This is a genomic window from Litchfieldia alkalitelluris, from assembly GCF_002153425.1.
Taxonomy (GTDB): Bacteria; Bacillota; Bacilli; order Bacillales; family Salisediminibacteriaceae; genus Evansella; species Evansella alkalicola.
Genome location: NZ_KZ119600.1, coordinates 4,859,633 through 4,873,469 on the forward strand (window position 1 = coordinate 4,859,633; position 13,837 = coordinate 4,873,469).

A 13,837-nucleotide genomic window follows, 5' to 3' on the forward strand; every position below is an offset into this window, starting at 1 on the left:
CTTTTTCTTACTAAATTTTTATGGTCAATAGAGGTGAACAAGATGGTTTTAACAATGGATATTGGGAATTCCAACATTAGCATGGGGTTGTATGAAAAAAGTGATTTGAAATATCATTGGCGAATTAAAACGGATCCAGATAAAACAGCAGATGAATATGCCATGATACTAAAAAACTTATTTGATTTTGGCAATATAAGTATCGAGGATATAGATGGCATCATCATATCATCTGTCGTTCCACCAATTATGTACACCATTCAGGAGATGTGTAAGAAGTACTTTCAGATAACTCCGATGGTCATTGGCCCAGGTATAAAAACTGGTTTGAACATCAAATATGATAATCCAAAAGAAGTGGGAGCTGACCGTATTGTGAATGCTGTTGCAGGCATAAAACTTTATGGCGCTCCACTCATTGTAGTAGACTTTGGAACAGCAACTACATACTGTTATATTAATGAGAATAAGGAGTATGTAGGTGGTGCTATTGCCCCTGGCATTGGAATTTCCACAGAAGCATTGTATACCCGTGCCTCTAAATTACCGAGAATAGAAATTACAAAGGCTCAACATGTTATTGGAAAAAATACCGTTCATGCAATGCAATCTGGCGTTTTTTATGGATACGTGGGACAAGTTGAGGGAATTGTAAAACGTATGAAAAAACTATCTAAAGAAAGGCCTACTGTGATTGCTACTGGAGCTCTAGCAGAATTAATAACAGAAGAATCAACTGAGATTGATATGATGGACTCATTTTTAACATTAAAGGGCCTTCAAATTATATATGAGAAAAACAAAGGGTAAGGAGTGGAAGTGATTTGTCAGATTACTTAATAAAAGCTTTAGGATATGATGGAACCGTTAGGGCATATGCGATTCGGTCAACAATGATGGTGCAAGAGGCTGCAAGTAAACATGATACTTGGAGAACGGTTACGGCTGCTCTAGGTCGTGCATTATCAGCAGGTACGATGATGGGTGCCATGCTTAAAGGCGAAGAAAAACTAACGATTAAAATAGAGGGCAGTGGTCCAGCAAGCCCCATTATTATTGATGCAAATAGCCGCGGGGAAGCGAGGGGATACGTATCGAATCCCCATGTAGATCCAGAACGAAAAAGTAATGGCAAGTTAAATGTCTCTGCAGCTGTTGGAGAACAAGGATATCTCTCCGTAGTAAAGGATCTTGGAATGAGAGAGAACTTTACTGGGAGCGTCCCCATTGTATCTGGAGAGTTAGCAGAAGATTTCACTTATTATTTTGCTACATCTGAGCAAACGCCATCTTCCGTAGCATTAGGAGTCATCGTTGGTGAAGGGGATAAAGTGGAAGCTGCAGGTGGATTTATATTACAGATGATGCCTGGTGTTACAGATGAAACAATTGATGAAATTGAAAATAGACTGAGCGGTGTTCCTCCTATTTCTACTCTTATTCAAGAAGGTTTAACTCCGGAAGAGATACTAAATCAGTTGTTGGGCGAAGATAACGTTCAAATTCTAGATACGATGGGAGTTCAATTCCAATGCCAATGTTCAAAAGAGCGTATTGGTAGGGCGATTATTGGTCTGGAAGAAAAAGATATTCGAGACATGATAGAAGTAGACGAAGGAGCAGAAACCCATTGTCATTTCTGCAATGAACAATACTTATTCTCTAAAGGTGAATTAGAGGAGATTTTGAAGGAAAAACAAAATTTAAGTGGAAATTAGTTAGTAAGATTAATTTATTAAATTGATTCAATTGCAAATATTTGCTAAAATAATTTCATAAAACATATGAAATTACTCGGGTTTTACGGACCGTCCATAAAAAGGAGGAGATTTCCGTTGGTTAAAGTAGTTGATTCCATTACAGAGCTTATTGGGGAAACACCATTAGTTAAGCTAAACCGTTTAGTAACGGAAGAACACGCAGATATATATTTGAAATTAGAATTTATGAATCCAGGTAGTAGCGTAAAAGATCGTATTGCTTTAGCTATGATTGAAGATGCCGAGGAAAAAGGTCTCCTAAAAGAAGGAGACACAATTGTAGAGCCGACTAGTGGAAACACAGGTATCGGTTTAGCAATGGTTGCAGCTGCAAAGGGTTATCGGACCTTATTAGTAATGCCAGAAACAATGAGTCTAGAAAGAAGGAATCTTCTCCGGGCATATGGTGCTGAATTAGTCCTCACACCAGGACCAGATGGTATGGGAGGAGCAATCCGCAAGGCCAAGGAACTTCAAAATCAAAAGGGGTACTTCATGCCTCAGCAGTTTGAGAATGAAGCAAACCCTCAAATTCATAGGGAAACAACAGGAAAAGAACTATTAGAACAAGTAGGAGATCAACTAGATGCCTTTATTTCAGGAATTGGTACTGGTGGGACTATTACAGGTGCAGGGAAACTATTAAAAGAAAAGTTTCCGAATGTCCATATTGTAGCAGTTGAGCCTAAAGACTCTTCGATTCTATCAGGTGGAACTCCTGGCCCTCATAAGATTCAAGGGATAGGTGCAGGCTTTGTACCAGAAATACTAGATACGGAAGTTTACGATGAAGTAATTGCAGTTTCTAATGAACAGGCTTTTGAGTACGCCCGTCGTGCTGCAAAAGAAGAAGGTATACTTGGTGGGATTTCCTCGGGAGCAGCTATCTATAGTGCATTAGAGGTAGCCAAGAAGCTAGGTAAAGGAAAAAAAGTTGTAGCTGTTATCCCAAGTAACGGTGAAAGATATTTAAGTACGCCATTATATCAATTTGATGAAGAATAATTAGCTTTATTTAAAAGTGTCTAGGTGATTTTGTTTGAATCATCATAGGCGCTTTTTTGTTTGGGGGAATTGGAATTAGGTTGAGAATCGATTTGAGTCCACATTTTTCTAGAATGCGGACTGAAAGGAGGGTGTGAACCGATTTGAGTCCACATTTTTACGAAATGCGGACTGAAAGGAGGAAGGGAAGCAATTTGAGTCCGCATTTTTCTAGAATGTGGACTGAAAAGAGGAAGGGAAGCAATTTGAGTCCGCATTTTTCTAGAATGTGGACTGAAAAGAGGAAGGGAAGCAATTTGAGTCCGCATTTTTCTAGAATGCGGACTGAAGAGAGGAAGGGAAGCAATTTGAGTCCACATTTTTCTAGAATGCGGACTGAAAAGAGGTTGAGAATCGAATTGAGTCCACATTTTCACGAAATGCGGACTGAAGAGAGGTAGTGAAGTGATTTGAGTCCACATTTTCACGAAATGAGGACTGAAAAGAAGTTGAGAATCGAATTGAGTCCACATTTTCACGAAATGCGGACTGAAAAGAGGTAGTGAAGCGATTTGAGTCCACATTTTCACGAAATGCGGACTGAAAAGAGGTAGTGAAGCGATTTGAGTCCACATTCTCAATTGCCCTACAACCACCCCAACCCCACATCCCAAATCTAGATTCACCACCCCTTCCCCCGCCCCCAACTCACCCCATCCTACCTCCTTTAAGTAAGAAACACCAAAGCCACCGCGGCCCCTTGTGCTTTTCTAATTGCACCAATCTTTTTCGGAAAGTATAATGGGGTGAAGGTAAAAGGACAACCTGAGGTGATCAATAATGACTAAAGTAGCAATTGGCTATCAAAAGCCATTGAAAGATATAACAACTAACTGGTTTAAGACATATACACATTTAGCCAAAGATGAAAGCCACCATGTTTTATTAGAGAGCGGACGGGGTGGGAAGTATTCCATTATTGGAATGTCACCTTGGGCAGTATTAGAGGGGAAAAATTTAGAACTGACTATTCGTACAAAAGTAGGAACAGAAGTAAAAAATGGCCCCCTACTCCAATCTTTACGTGAATGGTTACAAGAAAATAGCGTAGAAAAGAATGATAAGCTTCCAGATTTTCAGGGTGGGATTATTGGACAATTTAGCTATGACATAGTAAGGGAAATAGAAGAAATTCCTCATATGGCTGAAGATGACTTAGAAACTGCAGACTTACAGTTTTTCGCGTTTGATGAAGTAGTAGTGATTGAACACGAAAGTGATATGATTTGGTTTATTTCTGTAGTGGAAAAAGGAAATGAGGCCCTAGGGATAGAAAATCTACATGTATTAGAGAAAAAATGGTCTGAAGTTGATCTTCAAGGTGAAGGTTGGCATCACACATATGAAGAGAAAACGGAAAGTGTCCACCGATCTTTCGATGAAGATCATTTCATGGCTGCAGTAAAAAAGACACAAGAATATATTGCTGCAGGTGATGTTTTTCAAGTGAATCTATCAGTTAGGGAAGAAAGAGAACTTAAGACTCACCCCCTTCATATCTATGAATGTTTAAGAAGAATAAACCCTTCTCCATATATGGGGTACTTTCATACACCTGAATTACAGTATGTTGGAGGATCGCCTGAACTTCTAGTTAAGGTAAATGGTGATGAGGTTAGTACACGGCCAATCGCTGGAACAAGGTCGAGGGGGAAAACGGAAGAGGAAGATCAACAACTAGCAAATACTTTAATCGAGAACGAAAAAGAGCGTGCTGAGCATGTTATGTTGGTTGATTTAGAAAGAAATGATTTAGGTAGGGTTTGTGAATACGGCACGGTCCATGTAGATGAGTTGATGGTCATTGAGAAATACTCCCATGTCATGCACATTGTTTCAAATGTCATTGGAAAAAAAGCTAAGAATGCAGATACAACCGATGTGATCAAGGCTACGTTTCCAGGTGGAACAATTACAGGAGCTCCAAAAATACGTACGATGGAGATCATTGAAGAATTAGAGCCTGTTCGACGAGGCATCTATACTGGTTCTCTCGGTTGGATCGGTTATAATGGTGATATGGAGTTGAACATCACGATAAGGACAATGATTGTGAAAGACGGTCAAGTTTTTGTCCAAGCGGGAGCAGGTATCGTGATTGATTCTAACCCGAAGGCAGAGTACAAAGAATCGTTGAAAAAGGCAGCTGCCTTGTGGAAAGCAAAAGAGTTGAGTGAAGAAGAAATGAAAGAGACTAGTTTAGTTAGAGCTGAGGAGGAGTAAAAATGATATTAATGATTGATAACTATGATTCATTTACTTACAATCTTGTCCAATACCTAGGGGAAATGGGACAGGAGTTAGTAGTAAAGCGTAATGACAAGATTACCGTTGATGAAATTAGGGAGATGAATCCAAAGTATATTATGATATCTCCTGGACCGTGCACACCTAATGAAGCAGGAATTAGCTTGGATGTGATTGAACAATTTGCTGGGAAGATTCCTATATTAGGTGTTTGCCTTGGACACCAGTCTATCGCTCAAGTTTTTGGCGGAGATGTAGTAAGGGCAGAAAGACTTATGCATGGGAAAACATCAGACATAACGCATGACAACAAGACAATCTTTAAAGGGGTAGATCATCCTTTTACTGCGACGAGGTATCATTCGTTAATTGTAAAACGTGAGACACTCCCGAACTGCTTTGAGATATCTGCAGAGACAGAAGAAGGGGAGATCATGGCAATTCGACATAAAGCGTTAGCTGTTGAAGGTGTTCAATTTCACCCTGAGTCAATCATGACTGGTGCAGGAAAACAACTATTGCGTAATTTCTTAGAGGAATATAAGGAGATGGATCAAACATGTACCTCTACATGAATGGCAGAATTGCCCATGAAGATGATATAAGGGTATCTCCTTTTGATCACGGTTTTTTATATGGACTTGGTTTATTTGAGACGTTTCGCACATACAATGGTCATCCGTTTTTATTGGATGACCATTTTCATCGATTGAGGGAAAGTGCTGGGATGGTAAATATACAGTTTCCTTCATTTGAACGCGAAGAAATATTAGACACAATAAAACAACTACTAAACGTAAATAATTTAGTTGATGGTTATTTTCGCTGGAATATTTCCGCAGGTGATAAAGGTGTCGGATTATATACAGACTTATATACAGAACCTAATACGATCGTTTATGTGAAGGCACTTCCGCCAAACGTGGATGAGAAAAAAGGTGTCATTCTTGAACAGAGAAGAAACACTCCTGAAGGGCAGAAACGTTTAAAGTCACACCATTACTTAAATAATGTTTTAGGAAAAAGGGAAGTTGGATCGAATCCTAATGTTGAGGGGATATTCCTTACTGAGGAAGGTCATGTTTCAGAAGGAGTAGTATCCAATATTTTTTGGTGGAAAAATAAAACGCTTTTTACACCAAGTAATGAAGCAGGTGGCCTAGACGGAATAACGAAACAATTCCTTATTACTTTGGCTCAGAAACAGCAGCTGGGCGTAGAAGAGGGTCTTTATCCAGTGGACGAGTTGTTACAAGCAGATGAGGTTTTCGCTACAAACTCTATTCAGGAAATAGTGCCCCTTTCAAGCATAGAACATCGTGTTTTTCCAGGGAAAAAAGGGGTTATTACGAAGCTATTGAGAGAGGAATACGCAAAACGAACTTCCATGCTTTGGAGTGCGAAAGAGCTGAAGGGAGAGTAATGACAATGAATAAGAATCAAAAGGTTGCTTGGGATAAATACATACTAGATTTTTCTAAAAAAACATACGTCATGGGCATATTAAATGTGACGCCAGATTCGTTTTCAGATGGTGGCCAATATAATGGTTCTGAAACAGCCGTCGAGCATGCATTAAAAATGGTGGAGGAAGGTGCCACTATTATAGATATTGGAGGGGAATCTACTCGCCCGGGCTCAGAAAAGGTTGCTGAGGATGAGGAATTAAATCGAGTGTTGGAGCCTATAAAAGCAGTACGTTCAGCCGTTGATGTACCCATTTCCATCGACACTTATAAATCAAGTGTGGCTGAAAAGGCTATTCAAGCTGGAGCAAACATCATCAATGATGTCTGGGGGGCAAAGGCCGACCCGGAAATTGCATCTGTAGCTGCTCGATACGATGTTCCCATTATCTTAACCCACAATAGGGAAAACACGGATTACACAAATCTAATGGACGATATTGTAAAGGATTTGGAAGAGAGCATTCAAATATGTCTTCGTGCAGGTGTTGCAGAAGAAAAAATCATATTAGACCCAGGCATTGGGTTTGCTAAAACGTACGAACAAAATGTTCTAGTCATGAGATATTTAGAGAGAATATCAGAAATGGGCTACCCTGTTTTATTAGGGACATCTAGGAAGTCGATCATTGCTAAAACACTAAATTTACCTGTTGACCAACGAATGGAAGGTACGGGTGCTACAGTATGCTTAGGCATACAAAAGGGCTGCGGGATTGTACGTGTTCATGATGTACTGGAGATTAGCAGGATGGTAAAAATGATGGATGTCATGCTAGGAAAAGAAGAAATTCCTAAGGTTTAAAAAGGGGGAGTGTAGGAAATGGATCGAATTTTTTTAAATGGAATGGCGTTTTATGGCTACCACGGGGTGTTTAGTGAAGAGAATAAGTTGGGTCAGCGCTTTTTCGTAGATGTGATATTAGAGATGGATACTCGCCCGGCTGGTATGACAGATGATCTTTCTAAAACAGTTAACTATGCTGAGGTATATGGCCTAGTGAAGGATGTTATGGAAGGGGAACCGGTCAATTTGGTAGAGACATTAACGGAAAAAATTGCAGATGCTACCCTAACCCAGTTTTCCATCATAAGTGCAGTGACTGTAAAAGTTATTAAGCCTAATCCCCCAATTCCTGGTCACTATGACTCTGTTGCGGTGGAAATTAGAAGGGAAAGAATAGTGTGAGGGAAAATATAGCCTATATATCACTAGGGTCTAATATAGAGGATCGCTATGAACATTTAGTGGGGGCTGTTAGGAGACTAGGTGATATGAAACAGGTGGAAATTGTTAGCCAATCATCTATATACGAAACAGACCCTGTAGGTTATACTGAGCAGGCACCTTTCTTAAACATGGTAATTAAAATAACGACTAGTTTTTCTCCAGAAGAGTTATTAAATGTGACACAAGAAATAGAACAAACTGGTGGCCGGACCAAAACATTCCGGTGGGGGCCAAGGGCTATTGACCTTGACATTTTACTGTTTAACAACGAAAATATTAAATTGGAACATTTACAGATTCCACACCCACGTATGTTAGAGCGTGGCTTTGTGTTAATTCCATTAAAAGAATTAGAACCAAATTATATTTTTAACAATGGTAAAACCATTGCGTCATATATTGACCAATTAGATGATAAAGAGGGTGTACACAGATGGAAGAGCTCTTATGGGGAAGAAGGATCCGAGCTTTTCGAAAACTAAAAGGATACACGCAAGAGGAATTTGCGAGGCTCCTCGGTATATCAGTTTCTGTTTTAGGTGAAATTGAGCGAGGGAACCGAAAACCATCCGATGAGTTTTTGAACAATGTTACTTCCGTTTTAGGTGTTACGTTTGAGGAGTTAACGTCGATTAAATAAAAAAGTTGAGGTGAGCAACATGTTGAAAATAGGAGATATACACATGAAAAATCAAGTTGTTCTTGCTCCTATGGCAGGCGTATGTAATCCTGCATTTCGCCTAATTGCCAAAGAGTTTGGTGCTGGCCTCGTATGTGCAGAGATGGTTAGTGATAAAGCGATCGTTCATAAAAACGAGCAATCATTAAAGATGCTTTATGTAGATGAGCGGGAAAAACCATTAAGCTTACAAATATTTGGTGGTAATAAGGACACGTTAGTTGAAGCTGCAAAGGTAGTTGATAAACAAACGAATGCAGACATTATTGATATAAATATGGGATGTCCGGTACCAAAAATTACGAAATGTGATGCTGGTGCAAGATGGCTATTAGAACCTAATAAAATATACGAAATGGTTTCCTATGTTGTGGAAGCTGTAGATAAACCAGTCACTGTAAAGATGAGAATTGGTTGGGATGAAGATCATATTTTTGCTGTAGAAAATGCAAAAGCAGTGGAACGGGCAGGAGGGAAAGCTGTTGCCGTTCATGGCCGTACACGTGTTCAAATGTACGAAGGAACAGCGAACTGGGACATTATTAAAGATGTTAAAGATGCTGTAAGTATTCCTGTCATAGGAAATGGAGACGTGAAAACTCCGGAAGATGCAAAGAGGATGATCGATACAACAGGAGTAGATGGCGTGATGATTGGTAGGGCGGCCCTTGGAAACCCATGGATGCTTTACCGAACGATCCGTTATCTTGAGACGGGAGAAAATATTCCTGAGCCTTCTTATAAAGAGAAAATGGAGGTTTGTATCCTTCATATGGATCGACTTGTTGCATTAAAAGGGGAAAGTGTAGCTATTCGTGAGATGAGAAAGCACGCAGCATGGTATATTAAAGGCATGCAAGGAGCAGCAAGAGTTCGTGACATTATTAATTCAACTACAACTAGGGACGCATTAGCTGAAGCACTGTATTCTTTCGCTGAAGAACAAGATGACGATAATTTTGTAAAAAGCTATACGAAAAGCACAGCAGTGGCCCAATGAATTTGACATAAGGTAGTAACTTTCCTATAATACCTCTGAGAATAAGATAAAACTGCCAGTGTAATACTGGCAGTTTTCTTCTTCATTATTAGGCAGACCTATTTGCAGGATAGACAACCATGATATTTAACATTCGCACCATAAGGAAACAATCACATCATGTCTATTTTCACGGTAGCCGAAATGGTCTTATCTTAAAATTATCGTTATATTTTCTATTAATGGTTTTAAGAAGAATAATAGAAGGGAATATTTTAAAGATAGAGTCTTTCTATTATATATACATAGATCACTGCAAAAACGAATTATAGTAATAGAAGATAGTTAGAGTTTTACAAGAACATTATTTCTTATATGTATCTACAATTTTTTATCAATGATGTATAATACATGAAAAATAAAACAGGAGATGGTTAGGGTGAGTCAGGAAATAGAATTAAATGACCAATTGCAGGTCAGAAGAGAAAAATTGAAAGATATGTTTGACCAAGGTATGGATCCCTTTGGCAAACGATTTGAAAGAACACACACAGCAAACGGTTTACAAGTTGAATTTGATGAAAAGTCAAAGGAAGAGCTCGAAGAACTTGAAGTCTCTACCATGATAGCTGGCCGAATTATGACAAAGCGCGGAAAAGGGAAAGCTGGATTTGCTCATATTCAAGATTTAACAGGGCAAGTACAACTTTATGTTCGTAAGGACCAAGTAGGGGATGACCAATACGATTTATTTAATAAGATTGATATTGGGGATTTAGTTGGAATTACTGGTGTTGTTTTTAAAACGAAGGTCGGAGAATTATCTATTAAAGTAAATGATTTTCAAATTTTAACGAAATCATTGCGTCCTTTACCTGATAAGTATCATGGACTAAAAGATGTGGAGCAAAGATATCGTCAACGTTACTTAGATTTAATCGTAAACCCTGAAGTACGTGATACTTTCGTTTTAAGAAGTAAAATTCTTCAATCCATGAGAAGATACCTTGATAATAACGGTTACTTAGAAGTAGAAACACCAATGATGCACTCTATTGCAGGTGGTGCGTCTGCTCGTCCATTTGTTACGCATCATAATGCACTTGATATGACACTATATATGAGAATTGCAATTGAACTACATTTAAAGCGCCTCATTGTAGGTGGATTAGAAAAAGTATATGAAATTGGACGGGTATTTAGGAATGAAGGTGTCTCCACAAGGCATAATCCAGAGTTTACAATGATTGAATTGTATGAGGCCTATGCAGACTACAAAGATATTATGGCTCTGACAGAAAACTTAGTTTCTCATATTGCCAAAGATGTACTTGGATCTAATGTAGTACAGTACAATGAACACGAAATTAATTTGGAGCCACAATGGAAAAGAGTTCATATGGTAGATGCAATTAAAGAACATACTGGTGTAGATTTCTGGAAGGAAATGAGCGATGAAGAAGCATTAGCTTTAGCTAAAGAACACAATGTTCCTGTAAAAAGCACAATGAAATATGGACATGTGGTTAATGAGTTCTTCGAAACTTTTGTAGAAGATAAGCTAATTCAGCCAACATTTATATACGGACACCCAGTAGATATATCTCCACTAGCTAAGAAAAATGAAGAAGATCCTAGATTCACAGATCGTTTTGAATTATTCATAGTAGGACGTGAACATGCAAACGCCTTTACGGAATTAAATGATCCAATTGATCAGAGAGAACGTTTTGAAGCGCAATTAGTAGAACGTGAACAAGGTGATGACGAAGCCCATATGATGGACGACGATTTTGTAGAATCATTAGAATACGGTATGCCTCCAACAGGTGGTCTTGGAATTGGTATTGATAGACTAGTTATGTTATTAACGAATTCCCAATCCATTCGAGATGTATTGTTATTCCCTCAAATGAGAAAGAGGGATACAGAAGAAGCTTAAGTTATTAGTGGTATGGAGGGTGTGATTTATCCTGCATACCTTTTTTTATTTTTCGACTTGGATTAGTTCTAATGAATCTCCGAAAAAATTAGCATGTATATTCAACAGTTATATAAGGCCAGTAAAAATAATGGCGTAAATTGATATAAAGTAAGTTATTAGTTACACATGATAGGGTATATTAAAGTATGTATTAGGTAATTAAATATAATGGTGATAATTGGTTAAACAGTCGAATAACCCATCATATTAGTGTTTGTAGGAGCTCCCCTCTTATTTAAACTTGAATTTTTGTAAAAGGGGGTTGCTATGGGTGTTTCAAGATGTTATATTATTATTCGTCGCCAAAACAGGCGGATAAATTAGTACCTTTTATATTAATAAAAAGTCTTGACGAATAACAGATCAAATGTTATTATATTCAAGTCGCCAAAACAACGACAACAAAACTTTTTGAAAAAAGTGTTGACATGAAATTGACGTTTTGGTATGATATAAAAGTTGCTGTTAAAACAGTAACGAAATGATATTGACCTTTGAAAACTAAACAAAAAGCCAAACGAAGTGGGATAAGAAGTTATTTCATATTTTATGAAGTAATGAAGAATATCCCGTCAATGAATTACAAAATTAGCCAGATGAAAATCTGCAGCTAGACATCAAACACTTTATTGGAGAGTTTGATCCTGGCTCAGGACGAACGCTGGCGGCGTGCCTAATACATGCAAGTCGAGCGGACTTCTTTAAAGCTTGCTTTAGAGAAGTTAGCGGCGGACGGGTGAGTAACACGTGGGCAACCTGCCTTACAGACTGGGATAACTTCGGGAAACCGAAGCTAATACCGGATGATCAAATGAACCGCATGGTTCAATTGTAAAAGTTGGGATTTATCCTAACACTGTGAGATGGGCCCGCGGCGCATTAGCTAGTTGGTGAGGTAACGGCTCACCAAGGCAACGATGCGTAGCCGACCTGAGAGGGTGATCGGCCACACTGGAACTGAGACACGGTCCAGACTCCTACGGGAGGCAGCAGTAGGGAATCATCCGCAATGGGCGAAAGCCTGACGGTGCAACGCCGCGTGAACGATGAAGGTCTTCGGATTGTAAAGTTCTGTTGTTAGGGAAGAACAAGTGCCATTCGAATAGGTTGGCACCTTGACGGTACCTAACCAGAAAGCCCCGGCTAACTACGTGCCAGCAGCCGCGGTAATACGTAGGGGGCAAGCGTTGTCCGGAATTATTGGGCGTAAAGCGCGCGCAGGCGGTCTCTTAAGTCTGATGTGAAAGCCCACGGCTCAACCGTGGAGGGTCATTGGAAACTGGGGGACTTGAGTGTAGGAGAGGAAAGTGGAATTCCACGTGTAGCGGTGAAATGCGTAGATATGTGGAGGAACACCAGTGGCGAAGGCGACTTTCTGGCCTACAACTGACGCTGAGGCGCGAAAGCGTGGGGAGCAAACAGGATTAGATACCCTGGTAGTCCACGCCGTAAACGATGAGTGCTAGGTGTTAGGGGTTTCGATGCCCTTAGTGCCGCAGTTAACACATTAAGCACTCCGCCTGGGGAGTACGGCCGCAAGGCTGAAACTCAAAGGAATTGACGGGGGCCCGCACAAGCAGTGGAGCATGTGGTTTAATTCGAAGCAACGCGAAGAACCTTACCAGGTCTTGACATCCTCTGCCACTCCTAGAGATAGGACGTTCCCCTTCGGGGGACAGAGTGACAGGTGGTGCATGGTTGTCGTCAGCTCGTGTCGTGAGATGTTGGGTTAAGTCCCGCAACGAGCGCAACCCTTGATCTTAGTTGCCAGCATTCAGTTGGGCACTCTAAGGTGACTGCCGGTGACAAACCGGAGGAAGGTGGGGATGACGTCAAATCATCATGCCCCTTATGACCTGGGCTACACACGTGCTACAATGGATGGTACAAAGGGCAGCAAAACCGCGAGGTTGAGCGAATCCCATAAAGCCATTCTCAGTTCGGATTGCAGGCTGCAACTCGCCTGCATGAAGCCGGAATTGCTAGTAATCGCGGATCAGCATGCCGCGGTGAATACGTTCCCGGGCCTTGTACACACCGCCCGTCACACCACGAGAGCTTGTAACACCCGAAGTCGGTGCCGTAACCTTTTAGGAGCGAGCCGCCGAAGGTGGGACAGGTGATTGGGGTGAAGTCGTAACAAGGTATCCCTACCGGAAGGTGGGGATGGATCACCTCCTTTCTAAGGAGCTCAAAAGGCTCATACCTTTTTAAAAAACTTCGTTTTGGTACTTTTTGTTTAGTTTTGAGAGGTCATACTCTCAAGACGCTTTTTTCTTCTTATGAAGAAAAGGGATTTAAGGAACTTCGGTTAAAACCGTCACATCCTGTGACAACACCGAAGCTAGCACATCCTGTGCGTCGTTGTCCTTTGAAAACTAGATAACACAAGATTGATAAGAAACACTGGTTAACTTATTTGAAAAGCCTATGCTTTTTGAAGAGTT

At 40.1% G+C, this 13,837-nt stretch carries 13 protein-coding genes and 1 rRNA gene; 13 read left to right on the forward strand and 1 reads right to left on the reverse strand.

Translation table 11 applies throughout. The features are described 5' to 3' along the window. The first annotated feature begins 42 nt into the window (after positions 1–42). The 3 genes from BW724_RS22935 (at position 43) to cysK (ending at position 2,765) form a co-directional block, all read left to right on the forward strand. Complete coding sequence (locus tag BW724_RS22935) at positions 43–810, forward strand: type III pantothenate kinase (RefSeq protein WP_088077536.1); 768 nt, start codon at positions 43–45, stop codon at positions 808–810. 14 nt (positions 811–824) lie between these two features. Further along, positions 825–1,718, forward strand: a complete 894-nt coding sequence (gene hslO, locus BW724_RS22940) for an Hsp33 family molecular chaperone HslO (protein ID WP_088077538.1) — start codon at positions 825–827, stop codon at positions 1,716–1,718. Between the two features lie 117 nt (positions 1,719–1,835). Then, on the forward strand, positions 1,836–2,765 hold the full coding sequence (gene cysK, locus BW724_RS22945; protein ID WP_176371539.1) for a cysteine synthase A: 930 nt from the start codon (positions 1,836–1,838) through the stop codon (positions 2,763–2,765). 20 nt (positions 2,766–2,785) lie between these two features. Here cysK and BW724_RS22950 read toward each other — a convergent pair whose 3' ends face one another. Further along, positions 2,786–3,430 (reverse strand): hypothetical protein, encoded by a 645-nt coding sequence (locus BW724_RS22950; RefSeq protein ID WP_140355070.1) that lies wholly within the window; start codon positions 3,428–3,430, stop codon positions 2,786–2,788. A gap of 154 nt (positions 3,431–3,584) precedes the next feature. Between BW724_RS22950 and BW724_RS22955 the strand changes: the two genes are divergently transcribed. The 10 genes from BW724_RS22955 to BW724_RS23000 all read left to right on the forward strand — a co-directional run bounded on the left by BW724_RS22955 (position 3,585) and on the right by BW724_RS23000 (position 13,572). After that, entirely contained in the window at positions 3,585–5,027 is a 1,443-nt protein-coding gene (locus BW724_RS22955) for an anthranilate synthase component I family protein (RefSeq protein WP_088077544.1), read from the forward strand. A 2-nt stretch (positions 5,028–5,029) separates the two neighbouring features. After that, positions 5,030–5,626 carry an aminodeoxychorismate/anthranilate synthase component II gene (gene pabA / locus BW724_RS22960; RefSeq protein ID WP_088077546.1) on the forward strand — a complete coding sequence of 199 codons (597 nt, stop codon included), beginning with the start codon at positions 5,030–5,032 and terminating at the stop codon, positions 5,624–5,626. Then, a complete protein-coding gene (gene pabC, locus BW724_RS22965; protein ID WP_088077547.1) occupies positions 5,611–6,474 on the forward strand; it encodes an aminodeoxychorismate lyase in 864 nt (287 codons plus the stop codon). The genes pabA and pabC overlap by 16 nt, the downstream gene beginning before the upstream one ends. A gap of 5 nt (positions 6,475–6,479) precedes the next feature. Further along, complete coding sequence (gene folP, locus BW724_RS22970; RefSeq protein WP_088078180.1) at positions 6,480–7,322, forward strand: dihydropteroate synthase; 843 nt, start codon at positions 6,480–6,482, stop codon at positions 7,320–7,322. An 18-nt stretch (positions 7,323–7,340) separates the two neighbouring features. Next, a complete protein-coding gene (gene folB / locus BW724_RS22975; RefSeq protein ID WP_088077549.1) occupies positions 7,341–7,706 on the forward strand; it encodes a dihydroneopterin aldolase in 366 nt (121 codons plus the stop codon). Beyond that, entirely contained in the window at positions 7,703–8,230 is a 528-nt protein-coding gene (gene folK, locus BW724_RS22980; protein WP_088077551.1) for a 2-amino-4-hydroxy-6-hydroxymethyldihydropteridine diphosphokinase, read from the forward strand. The genes folB and folK overlap by 4 nt, the downstream gene beginning before the upstream one ends. Further along, positions 8,182–8,388, forward strand: coding sequence for a helix-turn-helix domain-containing protein (locus BW724_RS22985; RefSeq protein WP_088077553.1), 207 nt, complete (start codon positions 8,182–8,184; stop codon positions 8,386–8,388). Before folK ends, BW724_RS22985 begins: the two co-directional genes overlap by 49 nt. Before the next feature lie 19 nt (positions 8,389–8,407). Next, positions 8,408–9,427 (forward strand): tRNA dihydrouridine synthase DusB, encoded by a 1,020-nt coding sequence (dusB, locus tag BW724_RS22990; RefSeq protein WP_088077555.1) that lies wholly within the window; start codon positions 8,408–8,410, stop codon positions 9,425–9,427. 418 nt (positions 9,428–9,845) lie between these two features. Next, on the forward strand, positions 9,846–11,348 hold the full coding sequence (lysS, locus tag BW724_RS22995) for a lysine--tRNA ligase (protein WP_088077557.1): 1,503 nt from the start codon (positions 9,846–9,848) through the stop codon (positions 11,346–11,348). A 668-nt stretch (positions 11,349–12,016) separates the two neighbouring features. Continuing rightward, positions 12,017–13,572, forward strand: a 16S ribosomal RNA gene (locus BW724_RS23000). Positions 13,573–13,837: the final 265 nt, after the last annotated feature.